The following is a 20,862-nucleotide window of genomic DNA, read 5'->3' as shown; positions in this document are numbered from 1 at the left end:
AGAAAAAATTAAAATTTTTAAGTCTTTTCTTTGTAACATTACTGATTATTCCAGTGATCACGGCCTGTAGTTCTCAGACTAAACCATACAATAGTAAGGAAAAACTAGGTGCGCAAATAAATTATACGGTCACAGGGATCGATGCTGGAGCTGGTATCATGTCTTCAACACAAAAGGCTTTGAAAGCGTATGGATTAGAGGATAAAAACTGGCAATTGCAAACTAGTTCCACTGCTGCTATGACTAGTACTTTGGATAAAGCTATTAAAGATAAACGTCCCATTGTTGTTACTGGTTGGCAACCACATTGGATGTTTACTAAGTATCCTATAAAATTCTTAAAAGATCCTAAAAATGTGTTTGGTAAATCTGAAAGTATTCATACGATCGTTCGTAAAGGTCTAAAATCAGATAAGCCAGAAGCATATACGATCTTAGATCGTTTCCATTGGAAACCAGCTCAAATGTCAGAAGTTATGCTGAAAGTAAATAATGGGATGGATCCTCAAAAGGCTGCTAAAGAGTGGATCAAGGCCAATCCAGAATCAGTCAATGAATGGACTAAGGGTGTTAAAAAAGTTCATGGGAAATCTTTAAAAATGACTTACGTTGCTTGGGATTCTGAAATTGCTTCAACCAATGTGATCGCACAAGTATTACGTGATCAAGGGTATAAGGTAACTATTCAAGCCATGGAGCAACAGCCAACTTGGGCTGCAATTGCTACAAAGGCGGCTGATGCACAAGTTAGCGCTTGGTTGCCCAAAACATCCGGTCTTTACTATAAAGACTATAAGGGTCGATTTGATGATTTAGGACCAAATTTGAAGGGTGCTAAAGTAGGTTTGGCCGTACCAAAATATATGAAGAATATTAATTCAATCGAAGATTTAAAAAATAAATAGTAAAATATGATCAACTTTCGAGCATTAAGACAAAAGCTATGTTTTGTCGTATGTTTAATAATTGTATCATGACCTTTTTACATATATATGGAATATTAAATATGACTGTATGATATATAAAATGTATATTTAAAAAATTACTCAAATGAATATGGTAAGCGATTACCGATGAGTATATAATTCTAGATATGAGGATATTATAATTTTATATAGAGGTGTTCGCCGAATGAACATACAGTATTTTGTAGATAGAAGAAAAAAATTAGGACTATCGCAAAGAAACCTTAGTGACGGTGTTTGTACCCAAGCAACTTTGAGTAAGTTTGAAAACAACGGACAGATACCATCATTAAGAATTTTGATTCAGCTATGCAATCGTTTGGATATTTCTTTAGATGATATCATGGGGATCAGCGACAGTGCTTCTAAAAAATTGGTTACTTCGATGAATGAAGTTGAATTCAATTTGATTATAAGTGAGTTCACTAAGTCTTGGGAGATCATGAAAAGGATTGATGCTCAGCTTTTAAAGGATGATAAGGACGCTTTAATGCAATACTACTACTTGAAAGGGTTTTTAAATATCCTTGATAAAAACGGTGATCTCTTTGAGGCTGTCTTTGATTTTAACCAGATCTTGACCGACCTCGACCCTGATGGCAAGACGATCTTTACTTTTTTAGCGTATACCGGAATGGGAATGGTTTATGCTAGACAAAAGGATTCCGACAAAAGTGAATATTATTTTAGCAAGGTCTTTAATGATATTTATGGGATGCCGATCGATGATGTTAGTAAAATTTGGCGCTATATCAGTATAATATTCTATTGCGGGGTTTATTACTCTAATCAAAAAGATTACGAGACGGCAAATACATTGTTGAACTACGGTGTAAAAGTTTGTGCGGATAACCATGTCACTTACTACATTGCTAGATTGTATCTGCAATTGGCAGTTAATGTCTGCGATACGAATGGTAAAAATGAAGAGTTACGTGGGTTATTAAATCGCGCCAAGGTTTTCTCGGAGTTTAATCGCAATCATAATGAATTAATTGAGATCGATAGGATGATAAAGGAATGTAATTAGTACTATCTTATAGATTCAATGAAGTAAATTTTTGAGTATCCAATTTTGGATACTCTTTTTTTATTCTAAATATAGTCAATCAATTCTTCAATTACTCGAAATATTAACCACGGTATGATACGATTAATATCCTTTTGAACAAAATTAAAATTATTGGGGGTTTGACATGACAGACACGCAATTTATCGAGATAGTGAATGACCGAGAGAATAATCTAAAAAATATTAGTTTAAAGATTCCAAAGAATAAACTGACTGTTTTTACTGGTGTTTCGGGATCAGGTAAATCATCGATCGTTTTTGATACGATTGCTCAAGAAGCCGGACGTCAACTTAACAGTACCTATAATAGTTTTACAAGATTGTATCTCCCCAAATATAAACGACCAGATGTTGATGAGATCCATAATTTATCAACGGCGATTATTATTGACCAAAAGCCACTGGGTGGGAATGCTCGCTCTACCTTGGGTACGATCAGTGATATCAGCCCCTTATTTAGAATTTTATTTTCTAGATTTGGTCGACCTAAATATGGTAATGCCAGCAATTCTTTTTCTTTCAATGATCCAGAAGGTATGTGTCCGCAATGTGAGGGCATTGGTAGAAGTTATGTTGTCAAACTAGACGCGGCATTAGATTATGAAAAATCTATAAAAGATGGAGCAGTTTTATTGCCAGGCTATTCAAATAATTCTTTTTACTTAAATACCTTATTGAAGTTTGGATCGTTTGATAATGATAAACCAGTAAAAGATTTCACTGATGATGAGATGGAGAGTCTCTTGTATGGTGAAGGTAAGATAACCGTTGATTATAAGGGCAGTTCGATGCAGACAAATTATGAAGGTATCATCAAGAAATTTTATCGCACTAACATTCAAGAGAACAAAACTATGAGTGACGGTGCTCGTAAAAAAATTGAGAAGTTTGCAAAAATGTCAACTTGCACAATGTGTCGCGGAACGCGTTTTAATTCCAATGTCTTAGAATCTAGGATCAACGGCTATAATATTTTTGATTTAACTAATATGCAGTTAGATGTTTTACTGAAAACACTAGATGAATTTACTGACGAGCGAATGAGTTCTTTGATAAGCAATTTGAAAGAACGAATCGATAGTCTGATAAATATTGGATTAGATTATCTTAGTTTGACTAGAGAAACTTCGACCCTTTCCGGTGGTGAGAGTCAACGTGTCAAAACTGTTAAATATCTTTCAAATAGTTTGACAGATCTGATTTATATTTTGGATGAGCCTAGTACTGGACTTCATCCAAGGGATGTTCATCGTCTAAATGAATTATTATTAAAGTTACGTAATAATGGTAATACGGTTTTAGTGGTTGAACATGATCCAGATGTTATAAAGATTGCTGATTTCATCGTTGATGTTGGTCCAAGGGCAGGTATTCATGGTGGACAAATTCAATTTACTGGAAACTATGAAGATCTGCTCAAATCAAAGACTTTAACTGGTGAATGCTTATTAAATGAGTTACCAATGAACAAGAAACCTAGAGCAGCCGACAAATTTATAAGCAGTTCGAAGAGTTCTTTACATAATTTAAAAAATATTCAGCTCAATATTCCAACAGGATTATTTACCGTTATAACGGGTGTAGCCGGATCGGGTAAGAGTACGCTAGTCGAGCAGGTTTTTGCGAAAGAAAATCCCGATGCAATAGTGATCGATCAAAGTCCCTTGCACGCTAATAGTCGCTCTAATTCAGCAACTTATACTGGAGCAATGAATGACATTAGAAAATTATTCGCTCTAGAAAATAATGTTGAAGATAGTTTGTTCAGCTATAATTCTAAAGGTGCTTGCCCCAACTGTAATGGTAAAGGTGTGATTGAACTCAATATGTCATTCATGGATAATTCCGAGATAGAATGTCCGGTTTGTCTTGGAGGTCGCTTTGATCCGGAAGTATTGCAATTTAAATATAAAAATAAAAATATCGTTGAAGTTATGGACCTGACAATAGAGGAGGCCGTTGAATTTTTCGATGATGTAAAAATTAAATCTAAATTAAAGAAAATTCAAAATGTTGGTTTAGATTATTTAACACTTGGTCAGTCTTTGAGTACGATCTCCGGTGGTGAAAGTCAACGTCTGAAGATTGCTAAAGAATTAAGTAAAAAGGGAAATATTTTCATATTAGACGAGCCAACGACTGGTTTACATGTTTCAGATACAGAAAATATGATCAGGATCATTAATGATTTAGTTACTAAAGGTAACACAGTTGTTGTGATCGAGCACAATGTTGATGTTATGCGCAGTGCTGACTGGATTATCGATATTGGTCCTGATGGAGGCTCTCGTGGTGGTGAAATTATTTATCAGGGCCCAGTTAATGGCCTGATTACTAATAAGAGATCTGTAACCGCTAAGTATATTTAAGACCTTTTAGACCAGTATTTTACTTTTAAAATATAGAAGGATTTGATCTCAGAATAATTCTGAGGTCAAATCCTTTTTTGTGAATAAGTATATAAAATGGGATCAGTTTGCATAACAGATGGAATTAGTCAAATTTACAAGTACAATAACCCAATCAACTTCAGTAAAAAAATATTTCAGAATATGAGGGGCATCGATAAATAAATTTATGTAAGCTATTACTACAAGGAACCTTTCAGCAAATTACAATTGTTTTTTCGAACAATTGTCTAAGTTATATAAACACACGAGGTGAAGAATATGAATAGAGTACGTAATTTTTTATACCCATTTATATTTTCATTAATGAGCATCATGAGTTTATTAATGTTAAGTAGTTTACATGTTAAAGCCGACACTAATAGTGAAGCGTCCGTCAGTGTAGAAACACCAGTTTTGGAAGCCAAGACTAATGCCTATGTTGTCGACCAAACCTTGAAATCAAAAATCAGTACTGATAATACGATCATGGACAGTCAATCTCAATCCTATGTTGATACTGATTCGGTCAATCCTGGTGATGATTTAGAATTCAATTATTTAATGATATTTGATAATGGTGAAGCCATCTCAAATATGCTTGCAACTATCAAATTACCGGATAATGTCACTTTTACCACGGGTGCGTTGGGTCAAATTGTTTATTTATCTAGTGATGGAACAAGCTCGACCAGTGTGGACATTTCTTCTGACGATATAAATGCTGATGGAAAGACTTTGACTATCTCGATAGATGATATTGGTACGGGTAAAGACTATGCTTCTGCTCGGATCGTTTTGAGCGCTAAAGCTGGTGTGGTAGGAAAAACGGTTGATAAATCTCATATTGATTATGAGGCCGATAACTATGATGACGCTTCGGACACACCTGAATTCTCAATTAAAGATTCAGCTAATAGTATCGTAGCCGCAACGACTAATAATTCTGTTCAAGCATTTGAAGGTGATACTTTTAATTTGATTGGAACAATGGATTATAAGAATAATGATGGTGTAGTTTTTAAAAATGAAAATATGTATATCTACTATACGATCGATGGTGTGATACAACTACCAGTTCAAGATACGGCCAGTAATGATAAAAATTTTTCACTTATAATGCAGCCTTTAACGCTCGGTAGTCATACGATCACGGTTCAAGTAGTTCAAAATAATTACAATGATACTAATGAAACAGTGGTTTCAAATGTTTTGACCTATGATATTAATGTTTCCAAAAATTCATTGATCATAACTAAAGACAAGTCCTTTGCTGGAAACGGTTTGACGGTCAATGATAATAATCCAGTTGATATCAAGGGTACGTATGAACATGCCGATGGAAGTCCTGCTCATGGTACGAAAAAAGCATTAACGATAACAGCCCAGGTCACATCTAAGGCCGATACAGATGATCCTAATGTCCAAGATGAATACAAAGTTTATGCAGCCGGGCCTAATGAAACTCAATATGATGATGACGGAACATTTAACTTTCAAGTGGTACCGGTTGCCTACAAGATGGGAAACCATGGGATGTTAATTGATCAATCGTTAAGTTACGAAGATTATATTGAAAAGTATGGGTACGTTGGTTTGGAAGTTGGGAAAAATATTGTAACTATCAAATTAAATGATGCTAAAGAACACGAATCAGATGAAACACAGTTTGTCATTAATGTACCTGATGTACAACCTGAATTGAGCTTGGATTCGACGGAGTTGTTTTCAAATAGTCCCTCCGCTGGACTAGGAGCTAATTATTATATTCCTATTAATGTATTGTACGTTGGTAAAGAATATCAATTTTCTATGTCGACTATCTATACCATGAATACTTTGAATGACGTAACAGTTAGAACTTCAGTTTCTTCAGATGATAGTCTCCAAACTGAAAAAAGTATCAGCAGTGGTGTATTGATGATAAACCTTGTTAGTAAAGAATCGTACTACGGATTTTCGACTGATGATCCATTAATATCTGATAAACCTTATCCAGCTTCTTATTACTATCGTGATGCGTATGGCAGAAAATCTAACACTGTTGATTACACGATTACCTTCCGCTCGAAATATGTAAATATCAAAACTGATGATAGTTATAAATTCAAAAATTTCAAAAACTTTGAACTTACTGGTGGTAACAACAAACGTGACGGTGATTGGGGAGTCACGGTTGAAAGTTTCAAGTCTAGTTGGACTTTGAAAGCTACATCTACACCGTTTTACCAATATCCCGATGGGAAGGATCCAATCAAATTAAATAGTCAGATGGTATTTGTCACTCCTGATGATTCGAGTGGATCAACTTCTTCGATGGAAGGTCAACCAGTAGTAGTTGATACATATACTAATTCTGGCGGGTCTGATAATGTCATTACGACTGATGTTGCATCTAAGTGGGCTGACGATACCGGGATATTGTTGACCAGGCCTGGAGGTCTTTCTAGCTATATTGGAACTTATACATCAACGATAACTTGGGAAGCTGCAGATAGTGTCTAAACATTTTGTTCTCTATTCAGAAGATTGATCTGTGGCTCGTGTCTAGTTTGTATTTCAAATAATTTATATAGCAAAAAAAGTTGTATCACACTTGAATAATCAGGTGAAATACAGCTTTTTTGATTGAATATTAGAAAGTTAACCATTATTTTTCAAGTTTTTGTATTTTTACTTTGTCTATGCCAATTTTAGCAAGAAATTCTTAACTAATATGAAGCACAAAAGTAGCTAAATTACTGTAATATGATAGTATAAAATACTTTATAAATTGAATTTAAATAATAAATGTTAGAGTTTTTTGTTACAGGTGGGGTGAAAAATATGAAGGACAAGGGAAAATTCATCTATTCTCTTATGTTTTCTTTAGTTGGATTAGTCTTTTTTTTATTGTCAAGTGGTTCTCAGGTTAAGGCTGCAGATAGTGAGATGTCTGTTAGTGTACAAGATGCTGTTTTAAAAGCTGATACTAACGCATATGTTGTCGATCAGACAACCAAATCAAAAATAAGTACTAATAAAGATGTTTTAGATAGTCAAGCGGCATCATATGTTGATACAACATCAGTTAATCCGGGTGACAGTTTGGAATTCAATTATCTGATGAATTTTGTCAGTGGTGAAGCAACGGCCAACATGACAGCAACAATCGAACTGCCAGATAACGTAACATTTGCGACCGGGACAATTGGTAAGGTGGTTTATTTGTCGACTGATGGCAAAACTACTACTAGTGTCGATATCCCTGATACAGATCTTGATAATAAGACTCTAACAGTTCCGATCGATGATATTGGTACCGGTAAAGATTATGCATCTGCACGCATTGTATTAAGTGCTAAAGCGGGTGACTCCGGGAAAACTGTCGATCAATCACATATTGACTATGAAGCTGACAACTTTGATGACGTTGCCGACACACCTTCATTCGATATAAAGGATGCCAGTAACTCTATTGTAGCAACCGCTGACAATACTTCAGTGAACGCTTATGATGGGGACACATTTAATTTAACTGGTACTATGGATTACAAAAAAGACGATGGCGTAACATTCAAAAATGAAAATATGTATATCTATACAACCATTGATGGTGTGGCCCAATTGCCATTTCAAGACACGGCTAGTGCCGATAAACAATTCAAACTTATCATGAATGCATTAGCAATCGGGGACCATAAAATAACCGTTCAAGTTATTCAACCAAATTATAATGGCGGTGGTGAAACGATTGTTTCAAATGTTTTAAATTATGACGTCAATATCTCTGCCAACTCATTGATCATTACTAAGGATAAGTCATTTGATGGTGGATATACGGTCAATAATAATAACCCTGTTGATATTAAGGGTACTTATGAGCATGCTGATGGTAGTCCGGCTCATGGTACGAAAAAAGGGTTAACGATAATGGCCCAGGTCACATCTAAGGCAGATACGGATAAGCCTAATGTTCAAGATGAATACCAAGTTTATGCACCCGGGGCTACTGGAACTAAATATAATGATGATGGTACATTTAACTTTTCAGTTGATCCGGTTGTTTATAAGATGGGGAATGGTGGACCGGTTTCGGATCAAAGCCTAACTTATGATCAGTATATTGCAAAACATGGTTTTCAAGGATTAGAAGTTGGTAAGAATATTGTTACAGTTACTTTAAAGGATGCCCAAGGTCATGAATCAGATCCAACACAGTTTGTAATTAATGTACCAGACATTAAGTTTAATTTATCCATAGGTTCCCAAAATATTTTTAGTTTTAATTCTCCTAATCTATTAGGAGGTCAATATAGTATTCCAGTTAGTTTATCTTATTCTAAATCAGACTATCAATTTAGTTTAAACGGGGTTTTTTCACAAAATACATTAAATAACAAAGAGTCCAGAACTGTAATTTCAGGTGTAAATGATTTGGTAACTGAGTATAATGGCAGTACAGATGTTCCTATGTATGATTTTGTACCGAAATCCTATTATGGATTCAGTAATCCAGATGATCCAGTTATTCCCGATCAACCATATCCAGGTTTATTACGCTATTATGATGCCTATGGTAGAGAATCCAATACAGTCGATTATAATGTAACTTTTCGTTCGCACTATGTTGATATTAAGACGGATGACAACTATAAGTTTAAAAGTTATAAAAACTATGATAATCAGCATAACATTGATAGAGATGGAAAATGGGGGGTAAAGGTTGAGAGTTATAGATCCAGTTGGACACTAAGAGCTTCAGCAACACCTTTTTATCAGACATTTAGTGATGGTAGAGCAGCAGTTAAGTTAAATGGATATATGGTATATATCAAACCTACGGATGGAGGGACGACGGACTCTACGAGTATGGAGAATCAACAGGTAACTTTAGCTAGTTATGAAGGATCACTTACTAATGGGAATATTATAACTACGGACATAGCTTCACAATGGACTGAAGATACGGGAATAAAATTAGTTCCATACGGTAGTGGTGTCGGTAGTTATCTTGGAACGTATAAATCTACAATAGCTTGGGAAGCCACCGATAGTGTCTAATTTATTTAATAAAATTTAATTTTAGTGAAATCCTTGCTGCAGTAAGTGGCAAGGATTCTTTTTTACATTTTTATGTGAAAAAATCTAAATTAATGTTGAAACTTCTAATTTTTAGCGTTAATATACAAACATTCAAAACAAAAGGAGGCTATTGCATATGTTTAACAATAAATCGCAAGTGAAAATTAACACGGCTGTAGCCTCTTTATTAGTCTTATTACTCTGACGCAGGACTCTGACAATTTATGTCGAGCCCTATTTGCGTTATTGGATGGGGCTGGACGTGTAACTAACACCCCATCTAATCGATGAGGTGTTTTTTTGTAGTTAAAATATTGGAGGTTGTATCGAATGGGAAAATATCAAATTGCTGTGTTATCTGGAGATTATATTGGTCCAGAAATTATGAAAGCCGGATTAAAGGTTTTGAAGATTGTTAGTGAAAATAAAAATTTTAATTACGATATAAAGAAATTACCGTTTGGTGGTGACGCAATTGACAAGATTGGTGAGCCGCTACCGCAGGAAACATTAGATGTTTGTAAAAACAGTGACGCAATTTTATTGGCGGCCATTGGCGGACCTAAATGGGATCATGCACCTGTGAGACCAGAGACAGGGTTACTAACAATCAGAAAATCATTGGGATTGTTTGCCAATGTTCGTCCAACTAATATTAGTTCAGTCATGGCAGCTTACTCACCAATTAAAATTAATGATCCAATCGACTTTGTTATCGTTAGAGAACTTACCAGTGGGATTTATTTTGGGCATCCGAGATCTCAGACAGACTATGAAGCGATTGACACTATGCGTTATAACGCCGATGAGATTAGGAGAGTCGCAAAAATCGCCTTTGAAATGGCAATGGAACGAAAGAAACACGTTACTTTAGTTGATAAGGCCAATGTTCTAGCCACAAGTAAGTTATGGCGCCAGATAGTAGGTAAGATGGCTAAAGATTATCCAGAAATAAAATATGATACTAGTTATGTTGATGCGGCCGCTATGAAGATCATCCACGATCCATCACAATTCGATGTAATTTTAACAGAAAACCTCTTTGGCGATATTTTGAGTGATGAAGCGGCCCAAATCACTGGTTCTCTAGGTACTATTCCTTCAATGAGCAAAGGACAGATGGGTCCGGCACTATACGAACCGATTCATGGGTCAGCACCAGATATAGCCGGACTTGGAATCACTGATCCAATTTCAATGATCAAATCGGTCGCTATGATGTTAGAGAATTCCTTTAATAGAAGCGATTTAGCACAGGAAATTTATCTTGCTATTGATCGATCGATAAACGAAGAAATTACTACACCAGATCTTGGTGGCACTAGTAAAACGGAACAAGTCACCGCTGAAATCGTTAGAGCAATTAAAGAAAGCAGGAAATAATATGTCACAAACAATGTTCGATAAGATTTGGGATAAACATGTAATTACTGGAAAAGTTGGTGATCCACAGCTTATATACGTTGATCTGCAATTATTACACGAGGTCACTTCACCACAAGCCTTTGAAGGATTAAGAGAAAATAGCCGAAAAGTCAGATGTCCTGAGAGAAATTTTGCCACGATGGATCACAATGTTCCAACCGTTGATATCTTTAATATAAAAGATGAAATTTCTCGCAAACAGATCGAAACGTTAGATAAAAATACCAAAGAATTTGGTGTCAGATTGGCTGGTATGGGTAGTGATGATCAAGGGATCGTCCATGTTATTGGACCGCAATTAGGATTGACCCAGCCTGGGATGATCATCGTATGTGGTGATTCACATACTGCAACTCATGGGGCTTTTGGATCAATTGCCTTTGGAATTGGAACAAGTGAGGTCGAACATGTTTTAGCTACACAGACTATTTGGCAGACTAAGCCAAAGACAATGGGGATTCATATTCATGGCAAACTTCCCAAAGGTATTTTTGCCAAAGATATCATCATGGGGATCATTGCTCATGAAGGAGTCGCCTTTGGAACCGGATACGCAGTTGAATACTATGGCGATACTATTTCCAACATGAGTATGGAAGAACGAATGACGATTTGTAACATGTCGATCGAAGGTGGCGCCAAGATGGGAAGTATTCAACCGGATCAGACGACTTTTGACTACGTTAAAGGACGTAAATATGCTCCTAAAAAAATCGACGAAGCAATTGAATATTGGAAACAATTTAAAACAGACGATGAGTCAGCCTTTGACAAGGTTATCGACTTTGATGTTAATAACCTAGCCCCATTTGTTTCATGGGGAACTAATCCGGGGATGTCAGTTCCAGTAGATAAACCGTTCCCAGAAATCAGGAATGCCGATGATAAAAAGGCTTATGACTATATCGGTTTACAGCCAGGTCAGACGGCAAAACAAATACCGATTGGTTATGTCTTTTTTGGATCATGCACTAACGGTCGTTTATCAGATTTAAAAATTGCAGCTCAAATTTTGAAAGGTCACCACATAGCAAAGGGTGTCACAGCGTTAGTGGTTCCGGGATCTCGAGAGGTTAGAATTCAAGCAGAGAAGTTGGGTATCGATCAAATATTTAAATCTGCAGGATGTGATTGGCGAGAACCAGGATGTTCAGCATGTTTAGGCATGAATCCTGATCAGGTTCCAGCAGGAGTTCACTGTGCGTCGACATCAAATCGCAATTTTGAAGGACGTCAGGGGGCTAACGCTAGGACCCACTTAGCTAGTCCAGCTATGGTCGTAGCGGCGGCCATTTACGGTCATTTTGTTGATATCAGAAAGGAAGTTATTTAAATGAAACCTATTACGACTATCACTAATACAACGATCCCTTTAATGAAAGACAATATCGATACTGATCAATTAATACCAAAACAATTTTTGAAAAATATTTTAAAAACTGGTTATGGAAGGAATCTATTTTATGATTGGCGTTACTTAGGTAATGGAAGATTAAATACGGATTTCATTTTAAATGATCCCAAATATAAAAATGCCAGTATTTTAATTACAGGAGATAATTTTGGTTGTGGATCATCTAGAGAGCATGCTGTTTGGGCTTTGAAGGATTATGGATTTGAAGTGATCATTGCAGGGAGCTATAGTGATATTTTTTATATGAATAGCACCAAAAACGGTTTATTAGCTATCACTTTACCAAAGTCACAGCGAGAAATTTTAGCTCGTATATCGTCAGACGAGAATATTACTGTCGATTTACCTAATCAAGAAGTTAGATGTATAAATTACAAATTTAATTTTGAAATTGATCCATTGTGGAAACACAAATTTGTGAACGGTTTAGATGACATCGCTATAACGATGGAATATGACAAAGAGATCAGTCAATACGAAGTTACGATACCAAATTTTAATTAGGATTGAAGGGATGTTTTGTGGAAATTCAGGGAAAGTTACAATTGCAGAGACGACTTGATAGAACACAGGAGTCGCCACTATTTTATAAGGTTTTTGCACTAGTGTCAGGGGGGATGATTCTTGATGCAGCGGATGTCTATATGGCTAGCGCTGTTGCTAGTACAACATTGAAAGATAACTGGTCAACGATCCAACAGAATTCATATTTCTTGTCGAGTGGATTCTTGGGATTATTTATTGGTTCATTGATTGCTGGATTTATTGGTGATTTAAAAGGTAGGAGAGTTGCTTATCAGATAAATTTGATATTATTCGGGGCCTTTACATTTTTAGGATCTTTCGCACCAAGGATGAATTTTTTAATATTTTGTCGATTGATGTCCAGTATAGGGTTGGGCTCGGAAATTGTAACAGGTTATTCAATGGTAAATGAATTTTCACCAGTTCATAGTCGTGGTAAATGGTGTGCAACGACGTCACTAGTTGCCAACTGTGGAGCACCGATCACGATGTTGTTATGTACATTGATCATTCCTAGATTTGGTTGGAGACCAATGTTTGCTGTGATTGGAATCATTGCGGCGATTCTTTGGTATTTGCGTCGTGATATTCCTGAATCCCCACGTTGGTTAATTGCCCACGGACGTGAGTCTGAGGCTCAGGAAATAATTGAGCGTTTGGAAGTCAACGGTAGTAATGTCGAAGTGATCAATGTTAAACCACATGACCAAGTTCATCACTCATTTATTGTTAGTTTGTTTGTTGCTACAGTTGCCGTTTCGGCCACTATTATTTGTCAATATACCTTCACGTCTTGGGTACCAACACTACTTGTTCAAAGAAATATAAATATTGGAAATTCTTTGGGATTATCTACCTTGATGATGCTTGGCGCACCAGTTGGATGTGCTATCGGTGCTTATTTTGTGGATAGGATCGGTCGAAAGATGACGATTGTACCAGCATTTTTTTTCACAGCCATTTTTGGAATAATTTATGCACAGCAATCCCAAGTAGTCGCCGTTGTAATAATAGGATTCTTGTTAACTACTTGCTTCTACATTTTGATGGCCAGTGTTGTGGCCGTATACGTAGCCGAACTGTTTCCAACTAAGTTTAGATTTAGAGGCTCCGGCATTGCTAATGGAATTGCCAAACTATTTACTGTTGCCATGCCTATCGTAGTAGCCTGGCTATTGTCCTTCACTAATGCTAACGTGATTTTTTGGATCATTAGCCTAATTGCTGTTTTTGCTGGAGCCGTTGTTTGGTTTTTAGGCGACGAAACTAATCAGAAGGATATCAGTTAACATATCTTGCCTTTTACCGTCAATCAGCTAGACTAGTTATAGTAGAAAATTTGAGGTAATTATATGTTGGATAAAGATATTAATATAACTGATGCTGAATGGCGAATAATGCGAGTTATTTGGACGTTAGATTCGGCCACATCTAGAGAATTGATCGATATTTTAGGAAAATCCATGGATTGGAAACCCGCCACTATTAAAACCTTGTTAAGACGTCTGTCTGATAAGGGTATCGTGGAAACTATAAAGGATGGCAATAAATTTATTTATACCGCCACAATGGATGAAGGCGATACAATTGATTTGGCTTCTAAGAAGTTCTTTAACCAAGTTTGTGCAAAAAAAGTTGGATCAGCAATTGCTTATTTGATCGATAATTCTGAATTAACACAGACGGATGTGGATAAAATTCAAGAATCTCTAAATGCCAAAGAACCGGTCAAAGAAGTGGAATGTAATTGTATTCCTGGTGACTGTGATTGTTAAATAAAATCATTGAATATTAATGATTTTATTTTTTCACTTGATAATAACTAACTATTCAGTTATTATTGATTCATGCGAAAAAAAGATATGAACAAAGTAAATTCTATTAAACAAGCGGTCCTAGATTTAAACCAAAGTGAAGGACTGACCAATCTAACAACGGCCAAAGTGGCTAAATTAGCAGGAGTAAGCCCAGCAACAATTTATCTTAATTATCAAGACAAGACTGATATGCTGAGTCGATTATACGAGGAGGTAAAAACAGAGCTGCACGATGGTTTGGCCAATGCAATTGGTAACGACAGTGTCAGCGTCGATATTCAAATAAGTCGAATGTTAAAATTTTCAGTGGAACAATTTAGAAATAATCCTAAAGAGGCTTTGTTTGTAGATAGTCTATGGGGTAATCAGGAACTATTAGATGCCACCGCAATTGATTTTGGCAATAAAACTGAGAGTCCACTCAAGTCTTTATATAAGAGAATTGAAGAATCAGAAGAATATGTCGATGGTCCTTCCGATGCAATAGGATTGTTTTTGAGCGTACCATCGTTGTTGTTGACTAGAGATTCAGAGCTCAGTGGAGATAAATTGAATAAAGTAATTGAAATGACCATAAAGGCTATAAAAAAATAGTCTTTATTTTTTGAATCAATCATAACTAACTAATCAGTTATTAAAGGAGAAAAATATGAAAAAAATAGTTGTAATTACAGGAGCATCAAGTGGTATGGGTAGGGCAGCAGTTAATTTATTTGCCAGTAGAGGTTGGGAAGTATTCGGTGGAGCACGTCACGTAGAGAGAATCCCATCAGGGGAGAAGATTCATGCTTTGAAATTGGATTTAACGGATTCAGAATCGATCAAGCACTTTGTAAACGATGTATTAAAAAAGCAAGAATATATCAGCGTTTTGATCAATGCTGCAGGTTATGGTGAATATGGTGCAGTTGAGGAGGTTTCAATTGAGAATGTTAAGAGACAATTCTCTACAAACTTTTTTGGAGTTGTTGAATTAACGCAATTGATCTTGCCTATCATGAGGAAACAAAATTTGGGTCGAATAGTTAATGTTTCATCAGCAATGGGAGATTCATTTTTACCCACAGGTGGATATTACAGTGCTGTCAAATCGGCATTACAAAAATGGAGCGATACCTTAAATGCAGAAGTAAGTCATTTTGGGATCAATGTAGTTGTCGTACAACCGGGTGCTACTAAATCTGGATTTGGCGAATCTTTGAAAAGATCGATTGAAAATAACTCTAAAGAAAATTCTCCATACAATAAAATGATAGCCAATGTAGAAAAGATGTCTATGAATTATAACTTCAATGCTACATCTGAAGATCTAGCTGAAGTATTCTATAAAGCCTCCACGGATATTCATCCAAATATGCGTTATTATAATACTTTGATGGATCATTTGACGGTTTACTTTACTAGAAATCATCCACAAATTATGAAGCTTGTGGTTAATAGAATGGCAGAAAATTTCTATAAATAAAGATTTGAGTTTTTATATACAAGTGCGTAACAAAATACAATTGATTTCTGTTCAGAAGTTAAATGTGCTTTGTTACGCTATTTTTTATTCTTCTCCATAAATTTTGAGAACTTATATTGTCAATACGAACATATGTTTGTATAATGAGTATAGATATAATTTTGGGGGGTGAGCAGAGTATGTATGACTATAGTTACGAGCCCAGACATGTGATTTTTATGATAGATAACAAATCTTTTTATGCTTCAGTAGAATCCGTTGAACGTGGGCTAAACCCATTAGAATCAGTTTTAGTTGTCATGTCGCAGGCTGATAATGCTGGTGACGGATTGGTGTTGGCTTCTTCGCCAATGGCAAAAAAGCTTTTTAATATTTCTAATGTCACACGTTGTAGCGAGGTTCCAATTGATGATCCACGCTTGGTCATTGCAGCTCCAAGAATGAATCTTTATATTAAACGTAATTTGCAAATTAATGAGATTTTTCAAACTTTTACAGCTGAAGAAGATATTCAGCCTTATTCAATCGATGAATCTTTGTTGGATATGACACACAGCTGGCAATTATTTGGCAATAGTCCCTTTGAAGTAGCGCGTAAAATTCAAGTTGAGATTAAAAAAGAACTAGGATTGTACGTTACTGTGGGTATTGGAGATAATCCTTTGTTGGCAAAATTTGCCTTGGATATTGAGGCCAAGCATGATTATAGTTTGATCGGTGAATGGCATTATGAAGATGTTCCCGACAAATTATGGCCAATCAAAAATTTGAATGAATTGTGGTCGATCGGCAAGCGTACGGCCCTGAAACTTGAACAAATTAACATTTATTCGGTCTATGATTTAGCACACCATAATCCATATGTCTTAAAACAAAGATTTGGCATCATGGGTAGTCAATTATTTGCCCTATCTTGGGGAATTGATCGATCGATTATCAAAAAAAAATATCATATTAAAGAAAAATCATGTGGTAATTCGCAAGTTTTGCCGAATAATTATGAAAAACAGTCGGAAATAGAAGTAGTTATAAGAGAGTTGGCCGAGCAAGTAGCATCTAGATTACGTGCTCAACATAAGCTAAGTGCTTGTATCAATCTAGGTGTGGGTTTTTCATATAATGCTAAGCGACTAACAAACAGTAGTGGGTTTGCACACTCAATGAAGATAGAGCCAACCAATTTGAATAAAGAACTAGCTGATTTAGCAATTCAAATGTTTCGTAAATATTGGCAGGGACAACCGATTAGGCATTTATATTTCTCTGGTGATAAATTATCAAATGATGACGTCTTGCAGTTGGATTTATTGAATGAAGGGAAAAATAGAGTAAAGGAAAAAAAGGTCGATGAAACAATTGATTCGATCAGAAGAAGATTTGGATTTAAATCGATCGTCAAAACTTCTAGCTTATGTAAAGGTGCTACCGCTATTAACCGTTCTAAATTAGTTGGCGGTCACAATGGAGGTAATGCTTATGACTGAGTATGATCCGGATTTAGTGACGAGATTTTTACATGAATATCAGGATCGGGGAATGATGAAGTGGAATGGATTTTATTTGAGTGATCATACTTCGAAATTCAATAAAATGGCTAAAAGTGATCAAGTAAAACGTGAACGCAAACATTCTGAACAGATGTCTAATTATGAAATAGACAAAATTATTAACCAGGCCGTGATTAAGAAACAAACTATCATAGTTGAATTGAACATTCGAAATTTAAATGATGATATACCTGAATTCATTGAAGGCAAAATAATTGGTTTTATAGATAATAAATTATTTGTTGGAAATTCTGAAGTTGTTCTAACGGAAATTTATTCGATCAAAATAAAAAAGCAATGAAGAGGGGGATTTTCTTCACTGCTTGATTCATAGGGGATGTCCTTATTATAGAAGGGATATTTATAAATAAAGATGATTTCAATCAAGTTTAGGCATTTTGATAATTTTTAGCTTTTAAGTTACTAATGGTCAACATGAAGATAAGACTGATGACATAGAGAGTAGAGATAAATGTCATAACGGCCATAATATTGTAATTGTCCAAAATCCATCCGATGGCTAAACTTGAGAAACCACCTATACAGCGACCGGTATTCATAATGACATTGTTTGCCGTGGCACGGATCTCCGTTGGATAAAGGCGACTAACTACTGCTCCGTATCCTGCAAACATTCCATTTGAGAAGTATCCGACGATAGCACCAACAATTATCAATGAGATCATATTAGTTGGTAAAGTTAGAATGAAGACGCCGATAGCTGAAGCTGTTAAGAACAATCCAAATGCTAGGCGAGGTCCTAAGTTATCTAAAATCCATCCGAAGGTCAGCATTCCGGCACACATACCGAGGATAGTGGCAATCATCCAAGTTGAACTAGCAACGGTTAGGTTGAGTTGTTTTTGCATGATTGTTGGTAACCAGTTCATAAGTCCAAAGTAACCGGCAATTTGTACGATGGCCATGATCATTAAGGCAACAGTCTGATAGGCAATTTTTGGTGTAGCAAATAATTCCTTAACACTACCATGGTTCTTCTTGGAGGATTTAATGAAAGTGTCACTTTCGCGTAAGTGATGTCTGATAAAGAATGTAATGATAACTGGAATGATACCGAATAAGAAGAGTGCATTCCAGCCTAAGGTTGGGATAACTAATGTTGCTAGTAGAGCAGCAAAGATGGCACCAACTTGACCAGCCATACCGACCCAAGATGATATTCGTCCAAGTTTTTTCTTGGAGAAACTTTCAGCAAGAACCGTCATACCGATTCCATATTCACCACCGCCACCAATTCCGGCTAGAAATCTGCAGATATAGATAGTCGTAAGGTCGTGGGCAAAGAACATTGCTCCAGTGGCAATTGCAAAGATGAAAATTGTGTAGGTGAAGGTTTTGATCCTGCCGAATTTATCGGCTAAAATTCCAAAAAAAATACCACCCAATAACATACCAACATTAGTGATCGTGGAAATTAATCCCGCTTGGGTTCCGCTCAAATGCAATTCGGCAATGATAGAAGATAGGGCGAACGATAAAAACATTACGTCCATGTTCTCCAATCCGAAACCTGCAGTTGTGGAAGCGACCACTTTTGCTTGGTAGTTATCTGGATGGTTTGACTGTGTAGATACTATTTTCATTCTATTTTCCTCCAAAATTGACGCTCACGGGCGTCTTTTATTTTGCTTGGAAACATAGTAGCATGCGAAAATAATATGCACAAGTGTGTATGACTTTCAAAATTTGACCAATCACAGTTGTGACAAGGCTTGAAAAAATTAATATTTATTCTTTGATGAGGTGTGCACGATAAATTATCACACCGGTAATTGATAATAAAGCAGCAAATACTGCTACTACGATCATGATATAAGAACTTTGTTTGAAGATACCAAAGACAACTGGGCCAAAGGCAGCTAGTAGATAACCAGCTGATTGTGCCATACCAGAAACTTCGGCGGTTTGATATGGATTAGTTGTTTTATTAGTGAAGAAAAAAATGGCCGTGTTAAATGCGATCCCTTGTGCAATTCCGGCAATGATTGCCCAGATAATAAGATAGATACCGGAAGTCGTGTTTACTAAAAATGCTAATGGGGCTACAAAATAACCTAGGACTACACAACATGTTAAAAATCCCATACCGACTTTTTTTGGTGCCAACATTGGAACGATAAATGACAATGGTAATCCAGCAATTTGTAAGACGGTCAATAAATTACTGGAGAAGATGGTTGTAACGCCATGATCAGCTAGAACCGTTGGTAACCAGGTTAATAGTGAGTAGTAGATCAGTGATTGAAAGCCGAAGTATAACGTTATTAGCCAACCTAAGGATTGGTGCCAGACACTTTGATAATTAGGGATTTCATCTTCTTTTTCAGCAGTATCTTTTTGATTATTTCTAACATTTGGAATCCAAAAAATAAAGGCAATTATACCCATAGTTGATAAAATGGCGAGTGTTTTTCCAAGAGTGATTCTAGTTATCAAATAACCAGAAAATGCTGTTCCAATAGCACCGATCAGCAACATAGATAGCGTATATAATGCTGTCCCTAAAGGTATCTTTTGAGGCATATGGTCCTTGATGATGGCTGGGACTAGGACGTTACCACTATCAATTCCGATCCCAACGAGAGCCGTTCCCAAGAACAGTGCCCAAACAGTGGGTATGACACGTAGATAACTGCCTGCTAATAATAGAATAAAAAATAGAAAGATTGTTAATTCATTCCCCTTACTTTTGGCGATCTTAACAATAATTGGTGAGAATATGGCAAAAGCGATCAAAGGAATAGAGGTCAATAATCCCGCCATAGAACTGGGAATATTGAGATCACGTTCGATGCTTTTGAGTAATGGCGGCATGATGGTGATCGGTAAACGCAGATTGGCCGCAATCAACATCATACTGAATAGAAAATAGTTGTTTGATGTTTTGGGTGTATTTGTTTCGGATGATGAATTCAAAATTAAGCCCCCTCAATATTAGTTACCTAACTATTCTAGGACATAAGAGAGGTTTGAACAAATCAGATTATCTAATTAACAGTTTTGTTTCGTTCTTTAAGTTAATCAATAAAGTTATTCGGATAAACAGAGGTCGTTCGTTTAACGATATTTTTAACTATCAGCATTCGTGCTACGTATACTAGCATAATTAACTAGTAATTTTCAATTATCCCATTTGGCCTTATAGTAACTTTAGCAAACAA

The 20,862-nt window shown here is 36.1% G+C and carries 16 protein-coding genes; 14 read left to right on the top strand and 2 right to left on the bottom strand.

Features of this window, described 5'->3' with window-relative positions; all coding sequences use genetic code 11:
• The first annotated feature begins 44 nt into the window (after positions 1-44).
• The 14 genes from EKM64_RS02135 (at position 45) to EKM64_RS02070 (ending at position 17,981) form a co-directional block, all read left to right on the top strand.
• Positions 45-905, top strand: a complete 861-nt coding sequence (locus EKM64_RS02135; RefSeq protein WP_377769372.1) for a glycine betaine ABC transporter substrate-binding protein — start codon at positions 45-47, stop codon at positions 903-905.
• Positions 906-1,131: 226 nt separating this feature from the next.
• Positions 1,132-1,995: a helix-turn-helix domain-containing protein gene (locus EKM64_RS02130; RefSeq protein WP_125675100.1), complete on the top strand. Its 864-nt coding sequence runs from the start codon at positions 1,132-1,134 to the stop codon at positions 1,993-1,995.
• 166 nt (positions 1,996-2,161) lie between these two features.
• The gene (locus EKM64_RS02125; RefSeq protein WP_125675098.1) at positions 2,162-4,405 is read left to right on the top strand and encodes an ATP-binding cassette domain-containing protein; all 2,244 of its coding nucleotides are present in this window, start codon (positions 2,162-2,164) and stop codon (positions 4,403-4,405) included.
• Between the two features lie 366 nt (positions 4,406-4,771).
• Positions 4,772-6,928 (top strand): hypothetical protein, encoded by a 2,157-nt coding sequence (locus EKM64_RS02120; RefSeq protein WP_125675096.1) that lies wholly within the window; start codon positions 4,772-4,774, stop codon positions 6,926-6,928.
• Positions 6,929-7,249: 321 nt separating this feature from the next.
• Positions 7,250-9,466, top strand: coding sequence for a hypothetical protein (locus tag EKM64_RS02115; RefSeq protein WP_125675094.1), 2,217 nt, complete (start codon positions 7,250-7,252; stop codon positions 9,464-9,466).
• A 351-nt stretch (positions 9,467-9,817) separates the two neighbouring features.
• Positions 9,818-10,870, top strand: coding sequence for a 3-isopropylmalate dehydrogenase (leuB, locus tag EKM64_RS02110; protein ID WP_125675092.1), 1,053 nt, complete (start codon positions 9,818-9,820; stop codon positions 10,868-10,870).
• A 1-nt stretch (position 10,871) separates the two neighbouring features.
• The gene (gene leuC / locus EKM64_RS02105) at positions 10,872-12,245 is read left to right on the top strand and encodes a 3-isopropylmalate dehydratase large subunit (RefSeq protein ID WP_125675090.1); all 1,374 of its coding nucleotides are present in this window, start codon (positions 10,872-10,874) and stop codon (positions 12,243-12,245) included.
• Positions 12,246-12,830: a 3-isopropylmalate dehydratase small subunit gene (gene leuD, locus EKM64_RS02100; RefSeq protein WP_125675088.1), complete on the top strand. Its 585-nt coding sequence runs from the start codon at positions 12,246-12,248 to the stop codon at positions 12,828-12,830. It abuts the gene before it with no gap.
• Between the two features lie 17 nt (positions 12,831-12,847).
• A complete protein-coding gene (locus EKM64_RS02095) occupies positions 12,848-14,140 on the top strand; it encodes an MFS transporter (RefSeq protein WP_125675086.1) in 1,293 nt (430 codons plus the stop codon).
• 63 nt (positions 14,141-14,203) lie between these two features.
• Positions 14,204-14,626 (top strand): CopY/TcrY family copper transport repressor, encoded by a 423-nt coding sequence (locus EKM64_RS02090; RefSeq protein WP_125675084.1) that lies wholly within the window; start codon positions 14,204-14,206, stop codon positions 14,624-14,626.
• A gap of 87 nt (positions 14,627-14,713) precedes the next feature.
• Positions 14,714-15,262 carry a TetR/AcrR family transcriptional regulator gene (locus EKM64_RS02085; RefSeq protein ID WP_164505267.1) on the top strand — a complete coding sequence of 183 codons (549 nt, stop codon included), beginning with the start codon at positions 14,714-14,716 and terminating at the stop codon, positions 15,260-15,262.
• Positions 15,263-15,317: 55 nt separating this feature from the next.
• Positions 15,318-16,133 carry an SDR family oxidoreductase gene (locus EKM64_RS02080; RefSeq protein ID WP_125675080.1) on the top strand — a complete coding sequence of 272 codons (816 nt, stop codon included), beginning with the start codon at positions 15,318-15,320 and terminating at the stop codon, positions 16,131-16,133.
• Between the two features lie 179 nt (positions 16,134-16,312).
• A complete protein-coding gene (locus EKM64_RS02075; protein WP_191988510.1) occupies positions 16,313-17,617 on the top strand; it encodes a Y-family DNA polymerase in 1,305 nt (434 codons plus the stop codon).
• Positions 17,610-17,981, top strand: a complete 372-nt coding sequence (locus EKM64_RS02070; protein ID WP_125675078.1) for a hypothetical protein — start codon at positions 17,610-17,612, stop codon at positions 17,979-17,981. Before EKM64_RS02075 ends, EKM64_RS02070 begins: the two co-directional genes overlap by 8 nt.
• 88 nt (positions 17,982-18,069) lie before the next feature.
• Here the strand turns inward: EKM64_RS02070 and EKM64_RS02065 are convergent, their stop codons facing one another.
• Both EKM64_RS02065 and EKM64_RS02060 read right to left on the bottom strand, forming a co-directional pair.
• Positions 18,070-19,284, bottom strand: a complete 1,215-nt coding sequence (locus EKM64_RS02065) for an MFS transporter (RefSeq protein WP_125675076.1) — start codon at positions 19,282-19,284, stop codon at positions 18,070-18,072.
• Positions 19,285-19,429: 145 nt separating this feature from the next.
• Entirely contained in the window at positions 19,430-20,617 is a 1,188-nt protein-coding gene (locus EKM64_RS02060; protein WP_225420929.1) for an MFS transporter, read from the bottom strand.
• Positions 20,618-20,862: the final 245 nt, after the last annotated feature.

The sequence above is a fragment of the Companilactobacillus keshanensis genome, assembly GCF_003946205.1.
Classification (GTDB): Bacteria; Bacillota; Bacilli; order Lactobacillales; family Lactobacillaceae; genus Companilactobacillus; species Companilactobacillus keshanensis.
The sequence above is the reverse complement of the archived record's forward strand: the minus strand, read 5'-3'. Positions and strand labels throughout refer to the sequence as shown.